This window comes from Saccharothrix australiensis (assembly GCF_003634935.1).
In the GTDB taxonomy this organism is placed as follows: Bacteria; Actinomycetota; Actinomycetes; order Mycobacteriales; family Pseudonocardiaceae; genus Actinosynnema; species Actinosynnema australiense.
In genome coordinates this window covers 6,129,197-6,153,137 of sequence record NZ_RBXO01000001.1, presented here as the reverse complement: position 1 = coordinate 6,153,137, position 23,941 = coordinate 6,129,197, and the positions used below count along the sequence as shown (strand labels likewise).

Annotated in this window: 20 protein-coding genes; 13 read left to right on the top strand and 7 right to left on the bottom strand. The window is 73.5% G+C overall.

Translation table 11 applies throughout. From position 1 onward, the window contains the following. Positions 1-195: 195 nt before the first annotated feature. The 4 genes from C8E97_RS25950 to C8E97_RS25935 all read left to right on the top strand — a co-directional run bounded on the left by C8E97_RS25950 (position 196) and on the right by C8E97_RS25935 (position 4,310). Complete coding sequence (locus C8E97_RS25950; RefSeq protein ID WP_121012391.1) at positions 196-1,269, top strand: glycoside hydrolase family 19 protein; 1,074 nt, start codon at positions 196-198, stop codon at positions 1,267-1,269. 446 nt (positions 1,270-1,715) lie between these two features. Then, the gene (locus C8E97_RS25945; protein ID WP_121008064.1) at positions 1,716-2,474 is read left to right on the top strand and encodes a lytic polysaccharide monooxygenase; all 759 of its coding nucleotides are present in this window, start codon (positions 1,716-1,718) and stop codon (positions 2,472-2,474) included. A 399-nt stretch (positions 2,475-2,873) separates the two neighbouring features. Beyond that, positions 2,874-3,650, top strand: a complete 777-nt coding sequence (locus C8E97_RS25940; RefSeq protein WP_121008063.1) for a lytic polysaccharide monooxygenase — start codon at positions 2,874-2,876, stop codon at positions 3,648-3,650. Positions 3,651-3,731: 81 nt separating this feature from the next. Further along, positions 3,732-4,310 (top strand): DUF305 domain-containing protein, encoded by a 579-nt coding sequence (locus C8E97_RS25935; RefSeq protein WP_121008062.1) that lies wholly within the window; start codon positions 3,732-3,734, stop codon positions 4,308-4,310. A gap of 40 nt (positions 4,311-4,350) precedes the next feature. On the opposite strand, the gene C8E97_RS25930 is transcribed toward C8E97_RS25935, so the two are convergent. Together C8E97_RS25930 and C8E97_RS25925 are read right to left on the bottom strand one after the other, a co-directional pair. Continuing rightward, positions 4,351-5,256, bottom strand: coding sequence for an RluA family pseudouridine synthase (locus tag C8E97_RS25930; protein ID WP_121008061.1), 906 nt, complete (start codon positions 5,254-5,256; stop codon positions 4,351-4,353). Between the two features lie 12 nt (positions 5,257-5,268). After that, on the bottom strand, positions 5,269-5,871 hold the full coding sequence (locus C8E97_RS25925) for a DUF4230 domain-containing protein (protein ID WP_121008060.1): 603 nt from the start codon (positions 5,869-5,871) through the stop codon (positions 5,269-5,271). 370 nt (positions 5,872-6,241) lie between these two features. Here C8E97_RS25925 and fxsT point away from each other — a divergent pair, with 370 nt between their 5' ends. Continuing rightward, positions 6,242-8,623: an FxSxx-COOH system tetratricopeptide repeat protein gene (gene fxsT, locus C8E97_RS25920; RefSeq protein ID WP_147455237.1), complete on the top strand. Its 2,382-nt coding sequence runs from the start codon at positions 6,242-6,244 to the stop codon at positions 8,621-8,623. A 210-nt stretch (positions 8,624-8,833) separates the two neighbouring features. On the opposite strand, the gene C8E97_RS25915 is transcribed toward fxsT, so the two are convergent. Both C8E97_RS25915 and C8E97_RS25910 read right to left on the bottom strand, forming a co-directional pair. Then, a protein-coding gene (locus C8E97_RS25915; protein ID WP_121012388.1) for an IS5 family transposase occupies positions 8,834-9,681 on the bottom strand; the annotation gives its coding sequence in 2 pieces (ribosomal slippage) (positions 8,834-9,325 and positions 9,328-9,681; 846 coding nt in all). Positions 9,682-9,729: 48 nt separating this feature from the next. After that, entirely contained in the window at positions 9,730-10,317 is a 588-nt protein-coding gene (locus C8E97_RS25910; RefSeq protein ID WP_121008058.1) for a hypothetical protein, read from the bottom strand. Between the two features lie 80 nt (positions 10,318-10,397). Between C8E97_RS25910 and C8E97_RS25905 the strand changes: the two genes are divergently transcribed. The 4 genes from C8E97_RS25905 to C8E97_RS25890 all read left to right on the top strand — a co-directional run bounded on the left by C8E97_RS25905 (position 10,398) and on the right by C8E97_RS25890 (position 14,160). Beyond that, positions 10,398-12,035 carry an AMP-binding protein gene (locus C8E97_RS25905; RefSeq protein WP_121008057.1) on the top strand — a complete coding sequence of 546 codons (1,638 nt, stop codon included), beginning with the start codon at positions 10,398-10,400 and terminating at the stop codon, positions 12,033-12,035. Between the two features lie 155 nt (positions 12,036-12,190). Then, positions 12,191-13,273, top strand: a complete 1,083-nt coding sequence (locus C8E97_RS25900) for a M20 family metallopeptidase (protein ID WP_121008056.1) — start codon at positions 12,191-12,193, stop codon at positions 13,271-13,273. A gap of 21 nt (positions 13,274-13,294) precedes the next feature. Beyond that, positions 13,295-13,645: a metalloregulator ArsR/SmtB family transcription factor gene (locus C8E97_RS25895; protein ID WP_121008055.1), complete on the top strand. Its 351-nt coding sequence runs from the start codon at positions 13,295-13,297 to the stop codon at positions 13,643-13,645. Then, positions 13,642-14,160: an SRPBCC family protein gene (locus C8E97_RS25890; RefSeq protein WP_121008054.1), complete on the top strand. Its 519-nt coding sequence runs from the start codon at positions 13,642-13,644 to the stop codon at positions 14,158-14,160. The genes C8E97_RS25895 and C8E97_RS25890 overlap by 4 nt, the downstream gene beginning before the upstream one ends. Positions 14,161-14,241: 81 nt before the next feature. On the opposite strand, the gene C8E97_RS25885 is transcribed toward C8E97_RS25890, so the two are convergent. Further along, positions 14,242-16,122, bottom strand: a complete 1,881-nt coding sequence (locus tag C8E97_RS25885; protein ID WP_246019419.1) for an ABC transporter ATP-binding protein — start codon at positions 16,120-16,122, stop codon at positions 14,242-14,244. 227 nt (positions 16,123-16,349) lie between these two features. Then, on the bottom strand, positions 16,350-17,546 hold the full coding sequence (locus C8E97_RS25880; protein WP_121008052.1) for an FAD-dependent monooxygenase: 1,197 nt from the start codon (positions 17,544-17,546) through the stop codon (positions 16,350-16,352). A 73-nt stretch (positions 17,547-17,619) separates the two neighbouring features. On the opposite strand from C8E97_RS25880, the gene C8E97_RS25875 reads away from it, so the two are divergent. Both C8E97_RS25875 and C8E97_RS25870 read left to right on the top strand, forming a co-directional pair. Continuing rightward, a complete protein-coding gene (locus C8E97_RS25875) occupies positions 17,620-18,630 on the top strand; it encodes a TetR/AcrR family transcriptional regulator C-terminal domain-containing protein (RefSeq protein WP_246019167.1) in 1,011 nt (336 codons plus the stop codon). A gap of 12 nt (positions 18,631-18,642) precedes the next feature. Next, positions 18,643-19,542 carry a proteasome assembly chaperone family protein gene (locus C8E97_RS25870; protein ID WP_121008050.1) on the top strand — a complete coding sequence of 300 codons (900 nt, stop codon included), beginning with the start codon at positions 18,643-18,645 and terminating at the stop codon, positions 19,540-19,542. Between the two features lie 119 nt (positions 19,543-19,661). Here the strand turns inward: C8E97_RS25870 and C8E97_RS25865 are convergent, their stop codons facing one another. Then, positions 19,662-20,633 (bottom strand): LLM class flavin-dependent oxidoreductase, encoded by a 972-nt coding sequence (locus C8E97_RS25865; protein ID WP_121008049.1) that lies wholly within the window; start codon positions 20,631-20,633, stop codon positions 19,662-19,664. Between the two features lie 217 nt (positions 20,634-20,850). On the opposite strand from C8E97_RS25865, the gene paaZ reads away from it, so the two are divergent. Together paaZ and C8E97_RS25855 are read left to right on the top strand one after the other, a co-directional pair. Next, a complete protein-coding gene (gene paaZ, locus C8E97_RS25860) occupies positions 20,851-22,881 on the top strand; it encodes a phenylacetic acid degradation bifunctional protein PaaZ (protein ID WP_121008048.1) in 2,031 nt (676 codons plus the stop codon). Between the two features lie 138 nt (positions 22,882-23,019). Continuing rightward, entirely contained in the window at positions 23,020-23,859 is an 840-nt protein-coding gene (locus C8E97_RS25855; RefSeq protein WP_121008047.1) for an aldo/keto reductase, read from the top strand. Positions 23,860-23,941 lie beyond the last annotated feature (82 nt).

Below are 23,941 nucleotides of genomic sequence, written 5' to 3'. Positions count from 1 at the left end.
AATTCCGCAGCGGCGCGGCGGCGGGCGGTGCCCGTGGATGCAGCGTCGTTGCCCCTTCGACCAGCGGCGATGCCTTTACCGCGCGCGGCGCTGCATGTCCGGGCAGACCGTGTCAACCACCCTTGACCTGGTCCAGACCACTCGGGTTGAGTGGCCGGCGTCACATCCGACGACCTCAAGGAAGAGGGGGACCACGTGTCCAGAATCCGCGTGGTGGCGGCGATCGCCACCATCGTGGTCGGGGCGGCGCTGACCGTCGCGGTGGCCACGACCACGGCCACCGCCGCCACCTGTGCGACCGCCTGGAGCCCGTCCACCGCCTACACCGGCGGCGCGACGGCGTCCCACAACGGTCACAACTGGTCGGCGAAGTGGTGGACCCAGAACGAGACGCCGGGCTCGGCGCCGGTCTGGGCCGACCAGGGCGCCTGCGGCGGCTCCACGACGCCACCGCCCACGTCGTGCAACCACCCGGCCTGGGTGGCCGGGCAGTTCTACGCCGCGGGCAGCATCGTCCGGTACACCGACGGCAAGTACTACGTCGCCGAGCACGACAACCCCGGCTACGACCCGGTGATCTCCACCTGGTACTGGGACCCGTACACCAAGTGCGACGGCGGGCCGACCACCACGAACCCGCCCCAGCCCGGTGGTTTCGTCGTCTCCGAGGCCGTCTTCCAGCAGATGTTCCCGAACCGGAACCCGTTCTACACCTACGCCGGCCTGACGGCGGCGCTCCGCTCCTACCCGGCTTTCGCGAACACCGGCAGCGACACCGTGAAGCGGCAGGAGGCGGCGGCCTTCCTGGCCAACGTCAACCACGAGACCGGCGGCCTGGTGCACATCGTGGAGCAGAACCAGGCCAACTACCCGCACTACTGCGACAAGTCCCAGCCCTACGGCTGCCCGGCGGGGCAGGCGGCGTACTACGGTCGCGGCCCGATCCAGCTCAGCTGGAACTTCAACTACAAGGCGGCCGGCGACGCGCTGGGCCTGCCGCTGCTGACCAACCCGTACCTGGTGCAGAACGACCCGGCGGTCGCCTGGCAGACCGGCCTCTGGTACTGGAACACCCAGAACGGGCCCGGCACCATGACCCCGCACAACGCGATGGTCAACGGCCACGGTTTCGGCCAGACGATCCGCAGCATCAACGGCGCGCTGGAGTGCGACGGCCGCAACCCCGCTCAGGTGCAGAGCCGCGTCAACGCCTACCAGCGGTTCGCGGGTCTGCTGGGCGTCTCGCCCGGCAACAACCTGACCTGCTGACGCCCACCGGCGCGGTGCCCGCCACCCGCCGAGCACGACCGGGGCGGTGCCCGCCGGGATCGGCGCGCACCGCCCCGGCGGCTCCGCGCGTGCGGCGCTGCCGCGAGCGGCGCGTGCGGAACCGGCCGTGCGGAACCGGCGGTGCGGGGCCGGCCGTGCGGGGCCGTCCGTGCGGAACCGGCCGTGCGGGGCCGTCCGCGCGGGGCCGTCCGGTCGCGCCGGCGCGGGGCCGTTCGGCGGTCGCCGGCCGCGCCGCACCGCGTCGCGGCGGGCCGGACCGCCGGTCCGCCTCCTTGACCCGGCCGGCCTTCACGATTATGGTCTAGACCACATTGCCGTGCGTGCCCGCCTCCCTGCGGGCGGTCACGACCGGCGTGCGCCCGGCCGCCGCGGATCGGACCCTGCCCAGGGAAGCCCCTCGGGGTTTCCTCCGAAGGAGCTGGACAATGAGCCTGAAACGCAAGCTCGCGGCGGTTCTCGCCGGCGTGGGCATCGCACCGTTCATCGTCGTCGTGTCGGCGGGATCGGCGAGCGCGCACGGCTACGTCTCCTCGCCGCCCAGTCGGCAGGCGATGTGCGCCTCGGGTCGCGTCTCCGGCTGCGGTGACATCATCTACGAACCGCAGAGCGTGGAAGGCCCGAAGGGCCAGCAGAACTGCCACGCCGGGGACAGCCGCTGGGCGCCGCTCAGCAACGACAGCAAGGCGTGGCCCGCCACGTCGGTGGGCGACACGGTGCCGTTCAACTGGACCATCACCGTCCGCCACGCCACCAGCACGTGGCAGTACTTCGTCGGCGGCAGCAAGATCGCGGAGTTCAACGACCGCGGTCGCCTGCCCGGCTCGTCGGTCAAGCACAACGTGAGCCTGGGCGGTCGCACCGGCCGGGTGAAGGTGCTGGCCGTCTGGAACATCGCCGACACGGCGATGGCCTTCTACGCCTGCGTGGACCTCCAGGTCGGTTCCGGCGGCCCCGGCCCGACGACCACCAGCGAGCCGACGCCGACCACCGCGCCGACCACCACCACCACGCGACCCACGACGACCACCACGCCGCCGTCGGCCGGCGAGTGGGCGGTGGGCGTCTCCTACTCGCCGGGCACGCAGGTGACCTACGGCGGCGCGTCCTACCGCTGCCTCCAGGCCCACACCTCGCTGACGGGCTGGGAACCGCCGAACGTGGCCTCCCTGTGGCAACGGCTGTAGGGGATTCCCGGTAGCGGCTCCGCCCGCACCGCCCTGTCCCGGCGCGGGCGACGCCGCCACCCGGACCGTCCACACAGGACTCGACGGTCGGCCGGGTCGCCGGGCGCGGCCGGTCGTCGAATCCGGACGACGGCGACGCCTGCCGGGGCGGTTCGGCGGCGGGCGGCGGTCGCGGGGTACGCGAGTCGCGGAGGCGGGGTCCTGCCGGGGAGCGCGGCCGAACGGCCCAGTCCGTTCGCATTCTTGACCGCGGTGACGATCAGGATTATGGTCTAGACCACATTGCCGAGCGTGACCGCCTCCCTGCGGACGGTCACACCGCCCGGCGTGTGCCCGGCCGCCGCGGACAGGACCCTGCCCTGGAGACCCCAAGGGTCTCCTCCGAAGGAGCGCTGGACAATGAGCCTGAAACGCAAGCTCGCGGCGGTTCTCGCCGGCGTGGGCATTGCTCCGTTCATCGTCGTGGTGACGGCGGGAACGGCGAGTGCGCATGGCTACATCACCTCACCGCCGAGCCGACAGGCGATGTGCTTCGCGGGTCGCGTCTCCGGTTGCGGTGACATCATCTACGAACCGGGGAGCGTCGAGGGCCCCAAGGGGCAGCAGAACTGCCACGGCGGCGACGCCCGCTGGGCGCCCCTGAACGACGACCGCAAGGCGTGGCCCGCCACCTCGGTCGGCGACACCGTCTCGTTCAACTGGGCGATCCTCGCCAACCACTCCACCACCACGTGGCAGTACTTCGTCGGCGGCAGCAAGATCGCCGAGTTCAACGACCACGGCCGCCAGCCGGGCAAGACCGTCAAGCACAACGTCAGCCTCGGTGGCCGCACCGGCCGCATCAAGCTGTTGGCCATCTGGAACATCGCCGACACCGCGATGGCGTTCTACAACTGCGTCGACCTCCAGGTCGGCCCCGGTGGCGGCCCCGGCCCGACGACCACCACCGAACCCACGACCACGACCGCGCCCACGACCACGACCGCGCCCACGACCACCACCGCGCCCACGACGACCACCACGCCGCCGTCGGCCGGCGAGTGGGCGGTGGGCGTCTCCTACTCGCCGGGCACGCAGGTGACCTACGGCGGCGCGTCCTACCGCTGCCTCCAGGCCCACACCTCGCTGGCCGGCTGGGAACCGCCGAACGTCGCGTCCCTTTGGCAGCGACTGTAGAAGACCGCGAACAGCCCGTCCGCGCCCCTGTGCCCACCGCGCGGACGGGCCTTTCCCCGTTCTCCCGAGGAGGGGACGATCATGCGACGCCTCACGACCGCACTCGTCGGCCTGCTGCTGGTCGCCGGCTGCGGCATCGGCAGCGGTAGCGAAGTGCCCGCACCCACCGGACCGGTGTCGACGGTCGTGGAGACCAACGAGTTCAACCCGGTCGACGTGATGTTCCTGCACATGGCCGTGCCGCACCACAAGTCCGGCCTGGAGATCGTCAAGCTGGCCAAGGACCGGCCGGTGCGCGCCGACATCAAGAACCTCGCGTCCGCCATCGAGGTCACACAGCTGTCCGAAGTGGACTCGATGCTCAAGTGGCTGCACGACTGGAATCAGCCCGAGTCCGCGGACGACGACCCGCAGCTGCACGCCGGGCACGGCGGCGACCACTCCACCAGCCCGGAGGCCATCGCGGCGCTGGCGAGGGCCGAGTCGGGCGACTTCGAGAAGGAGTTCCTCAACGTGCTCATCGCCCACCAGCACAACGCGGTGGAGATCGCCAAGCTGGAGCGCGAGGGCGGCGTCAACCCGCAGGCGAAGGCGTTGGCGGAGCGGATCTTCCACTCCCGCACCGGGCAGATCTCGCAGATGCTGGGCTACCTGGAGTAGCGGCGGCCGGGGTCGGCGCCCGCAGCGGCGGCGGCCGGGGTCAGCCGAGGTCGAGGCGCAGCCCGCTCTCGAACCGGCGGCGCGCCCCGGTCACCGGATCGGTGAACTCCAGGACCTTCGCCAGGAGTTGCAGCGGGTTCGTGAAGTCGTCCAGCGGCTTCTCCCGCAGCACCGGGTAGAAGTCGTCGTGGCGGATCGGCACGCCCAGCGCGGCCATGTGCAGCCGGAGCTGGTGCGTGCGGCCCGTCAGCGGCGTGAGCCGGTAGCGGCCCCAGCCGTCCCGGTGGTCGAGCAGCTCGACGCGCGTCTCCGCGTTGGCCGGCCCGTCGACCTCCTGCGCGGTGATGACGCCCTTGACCTTCACGATGCGGCTGCGCACCGTGCGGGGCAGCGCCAGCTCCGGGTCATGCGGTGCGATCGCCTCGTACTCCTTGTGCACCAAGCGGTCCCGGAACAACGTCTGGTACCGGCCGCGCAGCGCGGGGTCCACCACGAACATCACCAGCCCGGCGGTGACCCGGTCCAGCCGGTGCGCCGGGCTGAGGTCCGGCAGCCCGAGCTCCCGGCGCAGCCGCACCAGGGCGGTCTCCACGACGTGGCTGCCGCGCGGGATCGTGGCCAGGAAGTGGGGCTTGTCCACGACCAGGATGGCGTCGTCGCGGTGCACGACCCCGATCCCGAACGGCACCGGCGCCTCGTCGGGCAGGTCGCGGTGGAACCACACCGACGTGCCGGGCGCGAACGGCGCGTCCGGCGCGACCGGGCCGTCGAGGTCGACGATCCGGCCCTGCGCCAGCATCAGGTCGATGCGCTCCGGGGCGACCCTCGGCAGCCGCGCCACCAAGTGGTCGCGGAGCGTGGCCCACGGCCCCTCGTCGGGCAGCCGCAGGCGTGCGGGGTCGAGGCCGTGGCGCTGGGGCAGCGGCGGCCGGAGCTTGCGCCTCATCGGGCGGTGAGCCTACCCGGCGTCGGTGAACCGCACCCGGTAGCCCAGCCCGCCGAGCATCCCGGACAGCATCTTGCGCGCGCTCTCCTCGGCCCGCCCGACCAGGCCGGACTCCCGCGCGGCGTCGGCGATCTTCTGCTCGGCGGCGACGTAGAACGGCTGCTGGTCGCGGGTCTCGACGAGCGCGGCCAGCCGGTCGACCAGGCCGCGCTCCTGGGCGAACACGTAACACCGCTCCTGGTGCAGGTTCGGCTTGTCCAGCACCGGGGTCGGCAGCGCCACCTCGATCGACTCGCCGTCCGGCGACACCTTCAGCGCGCCGTCGGCGAGGTCGCCGAACTCGACGTAGGCGTTGACCGAGCCGGCCGCGACGAACAGCGTCCGCTGACCGGCGAGCACGTCCGGCACGTACCGGACGTCGTGCTCGATGTCCAGCACGACCTGGTACTCGCCCGCGGCGGCGTGGAACTGGCTCAGCTCCCGCAGCGACTGGAGGACGGCCGGGTGGCTGCGGTCGACCGCGTCCGTGCCGATGCGCGGCACCACGAGGAACGCCGCGACCAGCACGACCACGGCGGCCACCGCCGCCGCCACGACCCCGATGCGCCACCTCATGCCGGGCGGGTACCCCGTGGGGGCACCGGGGAACCGCCTCGTGCGGGCGCGTGACGCGGTCGCGGGAGAAGCGCGCGTAATGCGGTCGCGGGAGAAGCACGCGCCCCGGTCGCGGGGAAAGCACGCGTGACCCGGTCGCGGGAGCGCGCGGGGCGCGGTTGCGGGCTGCACGGCCTGTGGGCCGCGCGTCCGGCGCGGCTGCGGGGTTCGGGAGGCGGGTTCGGGAGGCGGGGCACGACCGCGGGTCCCGCACGGGAAACCGCACGGACGCGGTGAACGCCGACCGGGAAGTCCACCGGACCGGTGCTCTCCGCTGTTGTGCCTGGGATTGTCCCGGCCGGGGTGGTAGGACGTGCACGAGGAGGTCCGGATGCCGAACGGTACGCCGCGGCGGGTGTTCATCAGCCACACGTCCGAGCTGCGCCGCTACCCGGCCGGGCGGTCGTTCGTCGCGGCCGTCGAGTCGGCCGTCGGGCGCGCGGGCGACGCGGTCTCCGACATGGCCTACTTCGCCGCCCGCGACTCGGAACCCGAGGCCGTGTGCCGGGAAGCGGTGGCCGCCGCCGACGTCTACGTGCTGCTGGCCGGTTTCCGCTACGGCTCGCCGGTCCGCGACCGCCCCGAGCTGTCCTACACCGAGCTGGAGTACGAGGCGGCAGGCGCGGCGGGCCTGCCCCGGCTGGTCTTCCTCCTGGACGACGACGCGGAGGGCCCCGCCGGGCTGTTCCGCGACCCGCAGCACGGCGCGCGCCAGGAGGGCTTCCGCGCCCGGCTGCGCGGCAGCGGCACCACCACCGCGACCTTCTCCACCCCCGACCAGGCGGAGACGGCCGTGCTCCACGCGCTGACCGCGCTGCCGAGGGCCCGCGACGGCGCGGTCGGCCGCGTGTGGGGCGTGCCCGCGCGGTTCGCCCGCTTCACCGGCCGCGAGGAACTGCTCACCGCGTTGCGCCGGGGGCTGCTCGCCCGGACGCCGACGGTGGTGCGCGCGGTGCGCGGCATGGGCGGCGTCGGCAAGACCACCGTCGCCCTGGAGTACGCGCACCGGTTCGCGGACGACTACGACATCGCGTGGTGGGTGCCGTCGGAGTCGCCGGAACTGGTGCCCGACCGCCTCGCCGAGCTGGCCCGCGTGCTCGACCTCGCCGACGCGTCCGACGGCGCGGGCACGGCGGTGGCGCGGCTGTGGGGCGGGCTGCGCGCGCACGGCCGGTGGCTGCTGGTCTTCGACAACGCGGAGGACCCGGCGGCGCTGGCCCCGTTCCTGCCCGGCGGGCCGGGCCACGTGGTGATCACCTCGCGCAACCCGGACTGGGCCGACATCGCCGCGCCGATGGAGGTCGCGGAGTTCACCCGCGCGGAGTCGGTGCGGGTGCTGTGCTCCCGCGCGCCGCGGGTGTCGACGGCCGACGCGTACCGGCTGGCCGAGGCGCTGGGCGACCTGCCGCTGGCGGTGGACCAGGCGGCGGCGCTGCTGGCCGACACGCCGCTGACCCCGGACGCCTACCTCCGGCTGCTCGCCGACCGCGCGGGCGACGTCCTGGCGCGGGGCGACGGCACCGGCGGCTACCCGGTGTCGCTCGCCGCGTCGTGGGCGGTGGCCTTCGACCGGCTGGCGCAGGACGACCCGGCGGCGGTGCAGGTGCTGGAGCTGCTGGCCTGGCTCGCGCCCGAGCCGGTGCCGCTGACGCTGCTCACCGAGCACCCGGACCGGCTGCCGGACCCGTTGCGCCGCACCGCCGCCGACCCGCTCGCGCTGGCCGAGACCCTGGCCACGATCCGCCGCCGCGCGATGGCGCGGGTCGCGCCGGACAGCCTGCACCTGCACCGCGTCCCGGCCGCGCTGCTGCGCGACCGGTCGTCGGGCGACTGGCCGCTCACCGCCGTGCGCCTGCTGTCCGCCGCCACGCCGGACTCGTGGAACAACCCGGCGGTGTGGCCGTGGTGGCGGCAGCTGCTGCCGCACGTCCTGGAGGCCACCGCGGCCGGTCGCGCGCCGGACGCGATCGCGGACAGCGCGTCGTGGCTGCTCTACGCCGCCGGCACCTACCTGGCCGCGCGCGGCGAGCCCCGCCAGGCCGTCGTGCTCCAGGAACGCGCCTACGGCGACACCCGCGGGCGCCTCGGCGCGGACGACACCGACACGCTGTCGATGGCCGCAGGGCTCGCGGACACCCTGCGCGAGGCGGAGGACTACGAGCGCGCCCGCGTGCTGGGCGAGGACACGTTGGCGCGCCTCAAGAAGGTGTCGGGCGACGACGACCCCACGACGCTCATGGCGGCCACCAACCTCGCCAACGTGCTCCAGTGGATGGGCGAGGGCGACCAGGCGCGCCGGCTGAACGAGGACACCCTGGCGCGCCGCCGCCGGCTGCTCGGCGACGACCACCCCGAGACGCTCATCTCCGCCAACAACCTCAGCGTCTGCCTGACCGAGGTCGGCGAGTACGAACGCGCGCTGCGGATGGACGAGGACACGCTGGCGCGCCGGCGGCGCGTGCTGGGCGAGGACCACCCGGAGACGCTGGCGTCGGCGCACAACGTGTCGATCGACCTGCGCGAGGTCGGCGACCACCGGCGCGCGCGGTCGGTGGGGGAGGAGACGCTGGCGCGCTTCCGGCGCGTGCTCGGCGACGACCACCCGGACACCCTGAAGTCGGCGGCGAACCTGGCGGTGACGCTGCGGGCGGCGGGCGAGCACCGGCGGGCGGCCGAGCTGGAGGACGAGGTCCGGGCGCGGCGCGGCGAGTGACCCGGCCGCGCGGGTGGTCCGGCGGTGCGTTCGGTCTGGCCGCGTCGGTGGTCCGGTGATGCGCGTGGACCCGATGCCCGCGGACGCGGGCCCCTGGAACCGGTGCACGTGGCAGCGGTGCCCGTGGACCGGTGACCGGCGGCGGTCACGCCGTGCCGCGCCGGGCGGGACCGCGGCGCGCCCGCCGGCGCTAGGGCTCGTCTTCAAAGATCAGATCCAGAGCAGGATCGAAGCGATGGTGACAGCGGCCTGGTAGGACTCTTGGGTCTTGTCGTAGCGCGTGGCCAGGCCGCGCCACTGCTTGAGCCGGTTGAAGCAGCGTTCGACCACATTGCGCAGCCGGTAGGTGCGGCGGTCGAAGGCGGGCGGGCGGCCACCGCGCGAACCGCGGTTCAGGCGGCCGTTGACCTGGTCGACACGCTCGGGGATCGTGTGCCGGATGCCCCGCCCTCGCAGGTAGGCGCGAATCCTGCGTGAGCTGTAGCCCTTGTCCGCGATCACGTGGTCGGGGCGGGTTCGCGGACGGCCCGGCCCGATCCGGGGGACACGGATCGCCTCCATCACCTGCTCGAAGCGGGTGCAGTCGTTGGTGTTGCCGCCCGACAGCACGAATCCGAGCGGGCGGCCCCTCCCGTCGCAGGCCAGGTGGAGCTTGGTGCTCAGCCCACCGCGGGATCGACCGAGGGCGTGATCACCCGCCTCGCCGTCGTCGCGTGCCCCCTTTTGCCTCCGGCGGCGTGCTGGTGGGCCCGCACGATCGTGGAATCGACCGACACCAACCAGTCCAGGTCACCGGCGGCCTCGCTCTCCGCCTGGACCGCCCGCAGCATCCGCGAGAACGTCCCGTCCAACGCCCACCTGCGGAAACGGGTGTAAAGGGTCTGCCAGGAGCCGTAGCGCTCCGGCACGTCCCGCCAGGCCGAGCCGGTCCGCAACTTCCACACGATCCCGTTCAGCACCACACGGTCGTCCGAGCGGGGCCTTCCTGCGGTCCCGGAAACCGGCAGAAACCGCGACAGCACAGCCCACTCGACATCCGACAGCTCATGACGACGCACCACGACCGACATGATCCAACACCGCTTGATCGTCTTTGAAGACAGGCCCTAGTCCACCTCCTGCTTCTCCTCGCCGCGCTTGCGCAGGAACGCGAACCCCGGAATGCCCAGGATCGCCTGCCGCACGTCGTTGGTGACCTCCAGCAGCTGGTGGATGTCCGGCCCGACCCGGTCCAGGGTGGACAGGATCGGCAGGACGTCGTCGATCAGGTGCCGGGTCAGCACGGGCAGCTGGTCGACGAGCTGGACGGCCGCGTCCACCTCGTGCGGCGACAGCTCGTCCACGAACCGCTGCGCCAGCGGGTGCGCCCGCTGCGCCAGCGGCGCGTAGCTGTCCAGCAGCTCGCGGGTGGTGCGCGCGGCCTGCCCGGCGTCGGTCGTGATGGTCGCGGCGGCGGTGGTGACGGTCGCGGCGTCGACGGTCACGGCCTCGGCGGTCGTCGTCACGGCACGCGCCCGCGCCAGCAGGGCCTCGGTGTCGTCCAGGACGCGACCGGTGCGGGTGACGAGGTCGTCGGCGCGGCGCACCACCTGCTCGGCCGCCTCCAGCAGGCCGAGCACCCGGCCGGGTACCGAGACGGCCGTGTCGACGGTCCGGCGGGCCAGGTCGAAGAACGCGCGTGGCGTGAGGTCCATGCCCCCACTGTGCCGTACCGGGTCGGCGGGGTCCCGTCGAGCGCGGGACCCGGCGGCGCGACCTGCGGTACGTTGCCGTGATGGCGCAGCTGAGCTACTCGTCGGGCACCTCGGACGTGCCGCTGCTGGGTGACACCATCGCGGGCGACTTCGACCGCGCGGTGGCGGCGCACGGCGAGCGCGAGGCGCTGGTCGAGTGCGCGACCGGGCGGCGGTGGACCTACCGGGAGCTGGCCGCCGAGGTGGACGCCGTCGCGGCCGGGCTCTGGGCCTCCGGGGTCCGCGTCGGCGACCGGGTCGGCATCTGGTCGCCGAACCGGGCCGAGTGGGTCGTCGTGCAGTACGCGACGGCGCGGATCGGCGCGATCCTGGTCAACATCAACCCCGCCTACCGGGTGCACGAGCTGGAGTACGTGCTCAGGCAGGCGGGCGTGCGCACGCTGATCGCCGCGTCGTCGTTCAAGACCTCCGACTACGCCGGGATGATCGCCGAGGTGCGGCCCCGCTGCGCGGCACTGCGGCAGGTCGTCCTGCTCGACGGTCCGGAGTGGACGGAGCTGCACTCGGCGGACCTGCCCGAGTGGCCCGAGCTGTCCGCCGACGACCCGGTCAACATCCAGTACACGTCCGGCACGACGGGGTTCCCGAAGGGCGCGACCCTGTCGCACCACAACATCCTGAACAACGGCTTCTTCGTCGGCGAGCTGTGCGGGTACACCCACGAGGACCGGATCTGCCTGCCCGTCCCGTTCTACCACTGCTTCGGGATGGTGATGGGCAACCTCGCGGCCACCTCGCACGGCGCGTGCGTGGTGATCCCCGCACCCGCGTTCGACCCGGCCGCGACGCTGAAGGCCGTGGCGGACGAGCGGTGCACCTCGCTCTACGGCGTGCCGACGATGTTCATCGCCGAACTCGCCGACCCCGGTTTCGACTCCTACGACCTGTCCTCGCTGCGCACCGGGATCATGGCGGGCTCGCCGTGCCCGGTGGAGGTGATGAAGCAGGTCGTGGAGCGCATGGGGATGAGCGAGGTCTCCATCTGCTACGGCATGACCGAGACCTCGCCGGTGTCCACGCAGACCCGGCGGGACGACTCGCTGGACCGCCGGGTGTCCACCGTCGGGCGCGTCGGCCCGCACCTGGAGGTCAAGGTGGTCGACCCGGAGCACGGCCGCACCGTGCCGCGCGGCACGCCCGGCGAGCTGTGCACGCGCGGCTACTCGGTGATGCTCGGCTACTGGGAGCAGCCCGACCGCACGGCCGAGGTGGTCGACGCCGCGCGCTGGATGCACACCGGCGACCTGGCCGTGATGGACGACGCGGGGTACGTCACCATCACCGGGCGCATCAAGGACATGGTGATCCGGGGCGGCGAGAACCTGTACCCGCGCGAGATCGAGGAGTTCCTCTTCACCCACCCGGACGTGCTCGACGCGCAGGTGGTCGGCGTGCCGGACGCCAAGTACGGCGAGGAGCTGATGGCGTGGCTGCGGATGCGGCCCGGCACCACCCCGCTGACCGCCGAGGCGGTGCGCGAGTTCTGCGCGGGCCGGCTGGCGCACCACAAGGTCCCGCGCTACGTGCACGTGGTCGACGAGTTCCCGATGACGGTCACCGGCAAGGTCCGCAAGGTCGAGATGCGCAGGCAGGCCGTGGAGATCCTCGGACTCGCCGACGAAGCGCGAACCGACTCCGGGGCGGCGGACCGGGCGTGAGCGCCCTCGTGGTCGAGCGGGGGCCGGGCGGCTCGGCCGGGGGCCGCGCGGTGTGGTGGGCGCGGGAGGGGACGGCGGGGTAGCGGACGGCGCGGGAGGGGACGGCGGGGTGGCGGACGGGTTGCCGGCGGGCCGATCCGCGGCACGATGGACGCGTGGACGACTTCCTGGTGCTCGCGGACGAGCTGCTGCGCATCCCGTCGACGGCCGACCGCCCCGAGGAGTTGGCGCGGGCGCTGGACTTCGTCCTCGACGTGGTGGGGCCCGGCTGCACGGTCGAGCGGTTCGAGTCCGGCGGCAAGCCGAGCGCGCTGGTGTACCGGGGCCGGGAGCGGGTGCCGTTCCGCGTGATCTTCAACGCCCACCTCGACGTCGTGCCGGGGTCGCCGGAGCAGTTCCGGCCGCGGCGCGCGGGCTCCCGCCTGTACGCGCGGGGCGCGCAGGACATGAAGCTGTCGGCGCTGGTGCTGGCCTCGGTGTTCCGGGACGTGCCGACGACGTTCCCGGTGGCGCTGCAACTGGTGACCGACGAGGAGGTGGGCGGCCGGGACGGGACGCTGCACCAGCTCGAACGCGGTGTCACGGCGCGGTTCGCGGTGATCGGCGAGCACAGCGGGCTGCGCCTGGTGACCGAGTCGAAGGGGCTGGCCACCGCCCGCGTGAGCGCCGTCGGGCTGGCCGCGCACGGCGCGTACCCGTGGCTGGGCGACAACGCCGTGGTCAAGCTGGTGCGCGCGGTCGACGCGCTGCTCGCGGCGTACCCGCCGCCGACCGAGGAGCAGTGGCGGACGACGGTGAACGTGGCCCGGATCGGGACGGCGAACACGGCGGTGAACCAGGTGCCCGCGGACGCGACCGCGTGGCTGGACATCCGCTTCCCGCCGGAGGACGGCGACTTCGCGGGACGGGACGCGGCGGCCGTCGCCGCCCACCTGTCGGCGGTGTGCGGGCTGCCGGTCGAGGTGCTCCACGTCGAGCCGCCGCACCGGGCGGCGCGGGACGGCGTCGACGTGCGGGCGTTGCGGGCGGCGGCCCGCGCGCAGGGCTACTCCGGCGAGTTCCTGCGCAAGCACGGCGCGGCGGACTCGCGCTTCTTCCACCGGCACGGGGTGGACGCGGTGATCTTCGGCATCGGCGGCGACGGCCAGCACGGTCCCGACGAGTACGCGGACCTGGACACCGTGGAGCCGTACCGGCGGGCGCTGGCGGACTACCTGGGGTCATTGCCCGACGCGTAACCAGTCGGTTACGCTTCCGGCGTGGACGAGGTGGCCCGCGCGATCGCCGATCCGGTGCGGCGCGAGATCCTGGAGATGCTGCACGCGTCCCGGCTGTCGGCCGGGGAGGTCGCGGCCCGGTTCGACATCAGCCGGCCCGCCGTCAGCAGGCACCTGAAGGTGCTCCGGGACAGCGGCCTCGTGCGCGACGAACTCGTCGGCAGGCGGCGCTTCTACGTGCTCGACCCGGAGCCGCTGGCCGGCCTCGTCGGCTGGCTGGCGCGGGTCACCCGGCCCGCCGGCTGGGAGCACCGCCTCGACGCGCTGGAAACCGAGGTGTACCGGACGCGCCGCGAACGCCGCGCGGACCGGCGAGAGGAGCACACCGCATGACCCGCACACCCACCGGCCGGCTGCTGCGCGTCGCCACCGGCCACGACCTCGTGCTGACCCGCACGTTCCGCGCGCACGCGGAGGACGTGTGGGCCAGCATCACGGAACCGGAGCGCACCGCCCGCTGGTTCGGCCCCTGGGAGGGCGAGGCCGGGCCCGGTCGCACCATCAAGGTCCAGATGGCCTACGAGGAGCAACAACCGTGGATGGAGGCCCGCATCGAGGCGTGCGAACCGCCGATGCGGCTCGCCGTCACCACGATCGACGAGCACGGCCGGTGGCGGCTCGAACTCCGCCTGTCCGAAGTGGACGGTGTGACCGAGCTGAAGCTGGTGCACCACCTGCGGTCGACGGAGGCCGTCGGCGAGATCGGGCCGGGCTGGGAGTACTACCTGGACATGCTGGTCGCCTCGCGCGCCGGCGCGCCGCTGCCCGAGTTCGACTCCTACTACCCGTCGATGAAGCCCTACTTCGACCGGCTGGGTGCGACCGCGCGCGACGGCGCGATGTCCTGAGTGGACACTCGGTCGCGCGCGCCACCCGCGCGGGTCGTCGCGGTGACCGCCGCCGGGCCGGCCGCCGCGACGACCCCGCCGTCACGAGACCGACGCCTCCTCGACCGCCTCCTCGACCACGCCCGCCTCCTCGGCGAACTGCGTCCGGTACAGCTCCTCGTACCGGCCGCCGGCCGCGAGCAGGTCGGTGTGCGTGCCGCGTTCCACGATCCGCCCGTCCTCCACGACCAGGATCAGGTCGGCGGCGCGGATCGTGGACAGCCGGTGCGCGATGACCAGGGCCGTGCGGCCGTCCAGGGCTTCCGCGAGCGCGGCCTGGACGGCGGCCTCGGACGTGGAGTCCAGGTGCGCCGTGGCCTCGTCCAGGATCACCACCCTGGGCCGGGCCAGCAGCAGGCGGGCGATGGTGAGGCGCTGGCGCTCGCCGCCGGACAGCCGGTAGCCGCGCTCGCCGACCACCGTGTCCAGGCCGTCCGGCAGGGACCGGACGAGGTCGTCGAGCCGGGCGCGCAGTAGGACGTCCCACAGCTCGTCCTCGGTCGCCTCCGGGCGCGCGAGCAGGAGGTTGGCCCGGATCGACTCGTGGAACAGGTGACCGTCCTGGGTCACCATGCCGAGCGTGTCGCGGATCGCCTGCGCCGACAGGTCGCGGACGTCCACTCCGGACAGCCGCACCGCGCCGCCGTCCACGTCGTAGAGGCGCGGCAGCAGCGAGGCGATCGTCGACTTGCCCGCGCCCGACGAGCCGACCAGCGCCACCACCTGACCCGGCTCGGCGCGGAACGACACGTCGTGCAGGACCTGCACACCGCCCCGGCTGTCCAGCACGGCGACCTCCTCCAGCGAGGCCAGCGACACCTTGTCGGCCGAGGGGTAGGAGAACGACACCCGGTCGAACTCCACCGCCACCGGGCCGTCCGGCACGGTCGTCGCGTCCGGCTTCTCGCTGATCAGCGGCTTGAGGTCGAGCACCTCGAACACGCGCTCGAAGCTGACCAGGGCGCTCATCACCTCGACCCGCGCGCTGGCCAGCGCGGTCAGCGGCGCGTACAGGCGGGTGAGCAGCAGCGCCAGCGCCACCACCGCACCGGGGTCGAGCTGCCCGCGCAGCGCGTAGAAGCCGCCCAGGCCGTAGACCAGCGCGAGGGCGAGCGCCGACACCAGCGTCAGCGCGGTGAGGAACACGGTCTGCACCATGGCCGACCGGACACCGATGTCCCGGACCCGGCGGGCGCGGGCGGCGAACTCCGCCGACTCCCGCCGCGGGCGGCCGAACAGCTTCACCAGCGTCGCGCCGGGCGCGGAGAACCGCTCGGTCATCTGCGTGCTCATGGTGGCGTTGTGGTTCGCGGCCTCGCGCTCCAGGCGGGCCAGGCGGGATCCCATGCGGCGGGCGGGCAGGACGAACACCGGCAGCAGCACCAGCGCGAGCAGCGTGATCTGCCACGACAGCCCGATCATGACGACCAGCGTCAGCACCAGCGTGACGACGTTGCCCACCACGCCGGCCAACGTGTCGCTGAACGCGCGCTGCGCGCCGATCACGTCGTTGTTGAGCCGGCTGACCAGCGCGCCCGTCCGGGTGCGGGTGAAGAAGGCGATCGGCATCCGCTGGACGTGGTCGAACACGGCGGTCCGGAGGTCGAGGATGAGGTCCTCGCCGATGCTCGCGGACAGCCACCGCGACACCAGGCCCAGCGCCGCCTCCAGGACGGCGATGCCGGCGATCAGCCCGGCCAGGCCGAGGACGACGTCGAGCGCGGCCCCGTTGACGATGGCGTCCACGATGCGACCGGCGAGGACGGGCGTCACGACCGCGAGCACCGCGACGGCGACGCTGATGACCAGGTACTGCACCAGCCGCGTCTTCCGGGGCCGGGCGAACGACCAGATGCGCCGCAGCGTGGCTTTCGAGAAGGGCCGCTTGTCGTCGTGCGCGTTGGTCACGTGGTAAAGCGACATCCACGCCGTGACTTCCATGTCCATGCCGGAAACGTAAGACCTCGATCCAGCTGGAGGTCAAGCTTTCACCACATCCGCCCCGACCACTTCCGCCACCGCCCGGCCCCGGCAACCCGATCGCCGACCACCGACCGCCGACACAACCCCACCCCCGGCCCACCGATGCTTCCCGGAAGGCAACAGGACCGCAGCAGGGGGACCACGGACCCTGCTCGCGCTCTCCCGGCTCAGCGCGCTCGAACCGGGTAGTCCGGCAGCGTCACGGTGTTCGCGATCTTCTGGAGGTCGCCGAACACCCGGCCCAAGCCGGGGACGCGCGGGATCACGCGCATCGACAAGTCCCGCACCCGGATGAACCAGCGGGAGTCCGGCAGCAGCCCGGCCATCCCGCCGAGCGCGAACTCCTGGCACCGCCGCGCGTACTCGCGCATCGCCTCCTCGTACCGCCGGAACGCCGTGGTGTGGTCGACGGCCACCGCCAGCTCACCGGCCAGCAGGTACGCCCCGACCAGCGCCACGCTGGTGCCGTTGCCCGCCATCGGGGACGCGCAGCACGCCGCGTCGCCCAGCAGGACGACCCGCCCGCGCGACCACGCGCCCATCCGCACCTGGCACAGGCGGTCGAAGTAGAAGTCCGGCGCGGTCCTCATGTCCGCCACCAGGCGCGGCACGTCCCAGCCGTCACCGGCGAACGTCCGGGCGACCAGGTCGCGGCGGAAGGCGTCGTCGTGGCGGTCGTGGGGCAGCACCGGCGACTTGAACACGAACATGCCCTTCGCCCCACCGCCCGGTGTCGGGTAGATGCCCGCCGTGCGGCCGGGGACGGTGTGCATGAGCATCCAGCCGTCCAGGTCCTCGGCCTGCGTGGTGCCGAAGATGGCCGTGTACGCGCCCATGTCGTGCAGGAAGTCCGACTCGGGCCCGAACGCCAGCGACCGCACCTTGGAGTGCAGGCCGTCCGCGCCGACGACCACGTCGAACCGGCGCGGTGGCGACTTCTCGAACGTCACGTCCACGCCGCCCGGCGTCTCGGTCAGCGACGTGACGGTGTCGTCGAACAGGTGCTCGACGTCGGTGGCCGTTCGCTCGTGGAGGATGCGCACGAGGTCGCCGCGCAGGATCTCGATCTCCGCGATCGCGCCGCCCGAGTCGCCCATCGCGTCGGACGGCATCGTCGCGGTGCGCTTGCCCGAGGCGTTGACGAACGCCATGCCGCGCGCACCCGTGTGGGCGGCGCGCACCTCGTCCAGCACGCCCGTCCTGGCGAGCACTTCGCGCGCCGTGCCGCGCACGTCCACGGCCTGGCCGCCCGGTCGGGGCGCGGTGGCCCGCTCGACCACGGTCGGGGTGAGGCCGTAGTGGCGCAGCCAGTAGGCGAGGGCGGGGCCGGCGATGCTCGCGCCGGAGATCAGTACGGTGTCCATGCGTACAACGTACATGGGTGTACTACCAGTTCAAATGACATGTAGTGCACTAGTGCGCTAAAGTGGTGCACTAGTGCGGAGGAGGCTCATGGCGGCGTACGGGCGGATCGCGGGTGAGATCCGGCAGCGGATCGAGCGGGGTGAGCTGCGGCCCGGCGACCGGGTGCCGTCCACTCGGGAGATCACCGCGCGGTGGCGGGTCGCGATGGCCACCGCCAGCCGGGTGCTCGCGGCGCTGCGGGACGAGGGGCTGGTGCGCGCGGTGCCGGGCGTGGGCACGGTCGTGGCGGAACGCGCGGTCGATCCGGGCGGTGCCGATCCGACCGGCGCCCCTGATCCGGGTGGCGGCCCCGATCCGCGTGGCCCCGATCCGAGTGCTGACGGCCGCGTGCACCCGGACCGGCCGGAGCCGACCGCCGACCGGCTCGTCCGCGTCGCCGTGGAGATCGCGGACCGGGAAGGGCTCGCGGGCCTGTCGATGCGGCGCGTCGCCGCGCGCCTGGGCGTCGCCACCATGTCCCTCTACCGCCACGTGCCCGGCAAGGAGGACCTGGTCCTCCGGATGATCGACAGCGTGCTGGCCGCCCGACCTCTCCCGGACGTCGCCGGCGGCTGGCGGGAGCGGCTGGAGGCGGCGGCGCGGCTCCAGTGGGACCTGTTCCGCGCCCACCCCTGGCTGGCGGGCGCGCTGTCCATGACCCGGCCCCAGCTGCTGCCCGGTGCGATCGCCCACACCGAGTGGATGCTCCGGGCCCTGGACGGCCACGGGCTCACCGCGGAGGAGATGCTGCACGCCGCGGTGACGGTGTTCGGTTTCGTGCGCGGCACCGCCGTGAACCTGGAGACCGAGGCCGAGCAGCGGCAGCACACCGGGCTCACCCCCGACGAGTGGCTGGCGGGGCAGTCCGCCGTGCTGACGGCCATCACCGGCTCCGGCCGGTTCCCGCTGTTCACCCGGACCACCGGCACCGAGGTCGACATGGCGCTCGGCACGCTGTTCGAGTTCGGCCTCGCGCGGCTGCTCGACGGCATCGGGGAATGGATCAGCGACCGCCCGGCGTTGGACGGGCAGAGGACTACCTGAGGGAGGCACGAGGTGGCGCTGGACCCGGAGGATCTGTTCGAGGTCGACTCCGACGTCCCGGACCTGAGCGGAGCGGTGCTGCTGCACCACTTCGACGGCTTCATGGACGCGGGCGCGGCGGGTTCCGCCCTGGTCGACCACCTGCTGGCGGTGCACGAGCACCGGGTGGTGGCCCGGTTCGACGTGGACGACCTGATCGACTACCGCGCCCGGCGGCCCGCGATGACCTACGACACCGACCGGTGGGAGGACTACGCCGCCCCCGAGCTGGTGGTGCGCCTGCTGCACGACTCCGTCGGGACGCCGTTCCTGCTGCTGACCGGCCCGGAGCCGGACCGGCGGTGGGAAGCGGTGGTGGCGGCCGTGCGCTCGCTGGTCGACCGGTGGGGCGTGCGGCTGGCGGTGAGCTTCCACGGCATCCCGATGGGCGTCCCGCACACGCGCAAGCTGTCGGTGATCTCCCACGCCACGCGGCCGGAGCTGGTGGCCGAGGCGTCGCCGTTCAGCCGGGTGCAGGTGCCGGGCAACCTGTCGGCGCTGCTGGAGCTGCGGCTGGGGCAGACGGGGCACGACGCGATGGGGTTCGCCGCCTACGTGCCGCACTACCTCGCGCAGGGCACGTACCCGGCGGCGGCCGTCGGGCTGCTGGAGGCGTTGACGAAGGCGACCGGGCTGGTCGTGCCGTCCGCGGCGCTGCACGAGGCCGCGCGGCGCACGAACGCCGAGATCGCCCGCCAGGTGGGTGAGTCGGCGGAGGTCGCGCAGGTCGTGGAGGCGCTGGAGCGGCAGTACGACGCGTTCACCGAGGCGTCGGACAACCTGCTCGTCACCGGCGACCAGCCGCTGCCGAGCGCGGACGAGCTGGGCGCGGAGTTCGAGCGCTTCCTGGCGGAGCGGCAGCGGGACCGCTGACGCGGACGGGGCCGGCTTGCCGTGCGCGGGCCGGCCTCCGGCGGGTGGGTCCGCACCGACACGAGCCCGGTGCTTCGGGTCACCGCGTGGAGAGCCGGGGTCGTGGGGTCGGGGCGGGGTCACCGCGTGAACAGGTCCGCCAGGCGTTCGTAGGACGCGAGCATCGCCGAGCGGTCGTAGGTGCTCGTGGTCACCAGGACCTCGTCCGCCCCGGTGCGCCGCACGAGCCCGTCCAGGGCCTTCGCCACCTCGGTCGGCGTGCCGAAGACGTGGCCCCGCAACGACTCCTCGAAGTACGTGCGCTCCCGCGCGGTCATGTCGAGCGCCAGCACCTCGTCCGGCGGGATGAGCGGCGGGAACTCGCCGCGCGTCCGGGAGTGCGCCATCGACCACGCCCCGGGCAGCAGCAGCCGCCACGCGTCCTCGGTGGTGTCGGCCACCGCGACGGTCGAGGAGACCACCACGTGCGGCTCGTCGGCCCACGCCGACGGGCGGAACCGGGCGCGGTAGCCGTCGACGGCCCGCACCATCGCCTCCTCGCCCCGGACCGCCGCGATGACCAGCGGCAGGCCGTGCGCCGCCGCGACCTCCGCGCCCGCGCCGGTCGCGAGGACGAACGCGGGCACCCGCAGGCCGCGCGCCGGGTACCCGGACACGGCGGCGTCGCCGGTGAAGTAGGACAGCAGTTCGGCCAGCCGCGCGCCGAACTCGTCCGCGTCCCGCTTGTCGTGCCCCAGCGCCCTGCGGACCGGCTCGGTGAAACCGACCGAACGGCCCAGGCCCATGTCGATCCGGCCGGGGAACAGCGACTCCAGCACGCCGAACTGCTCGGCCACGACCAGCGGCTGGTGGTTGGGCAGCATCACGCCGCCGGTGCCGACGCGGATGCGCGAGGTCGCGCCGGCGATCGCGGCGGCCAGCACGGTGGGCGCCGAACCCGCCACGCCGGGCACGCCGTGGTGCTCGGACACCCAGAACCGGTGGTAACCCAGTGCCTCCGCCTGCCGGGCGAACTCCACGGTGTCCCGCAGCGCGTCGGCGTGCGAGCCACCCGAGCGGGTGCGCGAGCGGTCGAGGACGGAGAGCTGCACACCTGCTGCAACAACGTCCGGGCGGGATGGATTCCGATCACCGGTGAGCGGTGTCGACCGCCACGCACGCGCAGCGCGTTCGCCCTGCGCCGCGCCGCCCCGCTCGGCTCTGCTCGCCCTGGCACGCCTGTCGCCGTGCCGGCCACGAACGCCCCGGAGCGCTTTACTGTCCGGTAGGCCGGGACACCCGCCGGCACCGACAAGGAGGTCGACACCGATGGCCATGCTGCGCAGCTACGTGTCCGGTCGCTGGCACACCTCGTCCGCCGAGGGCGCGCCGCTGCACGACGCGGTGACCGGCGAGGAGATCGCCCGCATCTCGTCCGAGGGCGTCGACATGGCGGCGGCGCTGGACCACGGCCGCCGGGTCGGCGGGCCGGCCCTGCGGGAGCTGACGTTCCACCAGCGCGGCGCGCTGCTCAAGGCCCTCGCCTCCCACCTGCGCGAGCACCGCGAGGAGCTGTACGCCCTGTCCGCGCGGTCCGGCGCGACCAGGGCCGACTCGCTGATCGACGTCGACGGCGGTATCGGCGTGCTGTTCGGCTACGCGAGCAAGGCCAAGCGGGAGCTGCCCAACGACACGGTGTACGTGGACGGCGCGGTCGAGCCGCTGAGCCGGGGCGGCACGTTCGTCGGCAGGCACATCGGCACGCCGCTCCGCGGTGTCGCGGTGCAGATCAACGCGTTCAACTTCCCGCTGTGGGGCCCGCTGGAGAAGTTCGCGCCCGCGTTCGTCGCCGGGGTGCCGTCGCTGATCAAGCCCGCCTCGCAGACCGCGTACCTGACGGAGAAGCTGGTCGAGCTGATGCTGGCCTCCGGCCTGCTGCCCGAGGGCTCGGTGCAGCTGGTGACGGGCGGCGCGGGCGACCTGCTCGACCACCTCACCCCGCAGGACCTCGTCGGCTTCACGGGGTCGGCCTCCACGGCGCAGCTGCTGCGCACCCACCCCGCCGTGATCCGGTCGTCGGTGCGGTTCAACGCCGAGGCCGACTCGCTGAACTGCTCCATCCTGGGGCCGGACGCCGTGCCGGGCACCCCCGAGTTCGACCTGTTCGTGAAGCAGCTGGTCACCGAGATGACCGTCAAGGCGGGGCAGAAGTGCACGGCCATCCGGCGCGCGCTGGTGCCCGCCGCGCTGGTGGGCGCGGTGGCCGACGCGGCGCGGGACCGGCTCGCGAAGGTCGTCGTCGGCAACCCGGCCAACGAGTCGGTGCGGATGGGCGCGCTGGCCGGCCTGGAGCAGCGCGAAGAGGTGCGGCGGTCGCTGAAGGCGCTGCTGGAGGCCGGGGAGGTCGTCTTCGGCTCGCCCGACCGGGTGGACGTGGTGGACGCCGACGCCGAGCGCGGCGCGTTCCTGTCCCCGGTGCTGGTCAGGGCCGACCCGGACCGGGCACAGCCGCACGAGGTGGAGGCGTTCGGACCGGTGGCCACGCTGCTGCCGTACGACGGGCCGGCGCACGCGGTCGAGCTGGCCGCGCGCGGCGCGGGCAGCCTGGTCGGCTCGGTGGTGAGCCACGACGCCGACTTCGTGCGCGAGGTGGTGCTGGGCGTCGCGCCGTGGCACGGGCGGCTGCTGGTGCTCGACCGCGACGACGCGGGTGAGTCGACGGGGCACGGCTCGCCGCTGCCCGCCCTCGTGCACGGCGGGCCGGGGCGCGCGGGCGGCGGCGAGGAGATGGGCGGCATCCGCGGTGTGCTGCACCACCTCCAGCGGACCGCCGTCCAGGGCAGCCCGCGCGTGCTCACCTCCGTGACGGGCCGGTGGGTCGCCGGCGCGGACCGCCGCGAGTCGGACGTGCACCCGTTCCGCAAGTCGCTGGCCGAACTGCGCGTCGGCGACTCCGTGGTGGCCGGCCCGCGCGCGGTGACGCTGGCCGACATCGAGCACTTCGCGTCCTTCACCGGGGACACCTTCTACGCCCACATGGACGAGGAAGCGGCGGCGGCGAACCCGTTCTTCGGCGGCCGGGTCGCGCACGGGTACCTCGTGGTGTCGTTCGCGGCCGGGCTGTTCGTGTCGCCCGAGCCGGGTCCGGTGCTGGCGAACTACGGGCTGGAGAACCTGCGGTTCCTGACGCCCGTGTTCCCCGGTGACGAGCTGACGGTGACGTTGACCGCCAAGCAGATCACGCCGCGGGAGGACCAGGACTACGGGGAGGTGCGGTGGGACGCGGACCTGGTGAACCAGAAGGGCGAGTCGGTGGCCAGGTACGACGTGCTGACGCTGGTGGCCAAGACCGCCGGGTGACGTGGCCCTGCGCTACCGGGCAGCGGGTCCGGGCTGCTCGGGGAGACCCGTGCGGCCCGTCGGGAACAACGCGGCCCCCGCGACGGGTTGTCGCCGTTGGACGAGTGGGAACGGGCGAGAGCAAAGAGGAGTGCAGAGGTGGCCGACACCATCACGCTGGGTGGGGACCTGACCGTCAAGCGCCTGGGCTACGGCGCCATGCGGCTGACCGGCGAGGGCATCTGGGGTTACCCGGCCGACCGGGACAACGCGATCGCCGTGCTGCGGCGGGCCGTGGAGCTGGGCATCGACTTCATCGACACGGCCGACTCGTACGGGCCGCACGTCAACGAGGAGCTGATCCGCGAGGCGCTGCACCCGTACGCCGACAACCTCGTCATCGCGACCAAGGCGGGCCTGCTGCGCACCGGTCCGAACGAGTGGCCCCTGCTCGGCAAGCCCGCCTACCTGCGCCACGCCCTGGAGGGCAGCCTGCGCCGGCTCGGCGTGGAGCGCGTGGACCTGTTCCAGCTGCACCGCGTCGACCCCGAGGTGCCGCTGGAGGACCAGGTCGGCGAGCTGCGGAAGTTGCAGGAGGAGGGCAAGATCCGGCACATCGGCCTGTCCGAAGTGGACGTCGACCAGCTCAAGGCGGCGCAGGCGGTCGCGCCGATCGTGAGCGTGCAGAACCTGTACAACCTGGCGAACCGGCAGCACGAGGCGGTGCTCGACTACGCGACGGAGCACGGGATCGCGTTCATCCCGTGGTACCCGGTCGCGACCGGCGAACTCGCCCGGCCGGGCGGCGTGCTGGACGAGGCGGCGAAGGAGCACGGCGCGACGGCGGCGCAGCTCGCGCTGGCGTGGCTGTTGCGGAGGTCGCCGGTGGTGCTGCCGATTCCGGGCACGGCGTCGTTGGCGCACCTGGAGGAGAACACCGCCGCGGCGTCGATCGAGCTGACCGACGAGGAGTTCGCGAAGCTGTCGGCGCTCGCGTGAGCGCGGGGGTCGGGACCGCGCGGTCGCGGGTGCGGGATCGCGCGGTGCCGGCTCGCGTCGGGTCGGCTCGCGGTGGGGTCGG

Coding starts and splice junctions, on each gene's coding strand:
- C8E97_RS25940 (WP_121008063.1), top strand. CDS start 2,874: ATGAGCCTGAAACGCAAGCTCGCGGCGGTTCTCGCCGGCGTGGGCATT.
- C8E97_RS25935 (WP_121008062.1), top strand. CDS start 3,732: ATGCGACGCCTCACGACCGCACTCGTCGGCCTGCTGCTGGTCGCCGGC.
- C8E97_RS25910 (WP_121008058.1), bottom strand. CDS start 10,317: ATGGACCTCACGCCACGCGCGTTCTTCGACCTGGCCCGCCGGACCGTC.
- paaZ (WP_121008048.1), top strand. CDS start 20,851: ATGGCCATGCTGCGCAGCTACGTGTCCGGTCGCTGGCACACCTCGTCC.
- C8E97_RS25890 (WP_121008054.1), top strand. CDS start 13,642: ATGACCCGCACACCCACCGGCCGGCTGCTGCGCGTCGCCACCGGCCAC.
- C8E97_RS25945 (WP_121008064.1), top strand. CDS start 1,716: ATGAGCCTGAAACGCAAGCTCGCGGCGGTTCTCGCCGGCGTGGGCATC.
- fxsT (WP_147455237.1), top strand. CDS start 6,242: ATGCCGAACGGTACGCCGCGGCGGGTGTTCATCAGCCACACGTCCGAG.
- C8E97_RS25925 (WP_121008060.1), bottom strand. CDS start 5,871: ATGAGGTGGCGCATCGGGGTCGTGGCGGCGGCGGTGGCCGCCGTGGTC.
- C8E97_RS25885 (WP_246019419.1), bottom strand. CDS start 16,122: ATGTCGCTTTACCACGTGACCAACGCGCACGACGACAAGCGGCCCTTC.
- C8E97_RS25905 (WP_121008057.1), top strand. CDS start 10,398: ATGGCGCAGCTGAGCTACTCGTCGGGCACCTCGGACGTGCCGCTGCTG.
- C8E97_RS25880 (WP_121008052.1), bottom strand. CDS start 17,546: ATGGACACCGTACTGATCTCCGGCGCGAGCATCGCCGGCCCCGCCCTC.
- C8E97_RS25930 (WP_121008061.1), bottom strand. CDS start 5,256: ATGAGGCGCAAGCTCCGGCCGCCGCTGCCCCAGCGCCACGGCCTCGAC.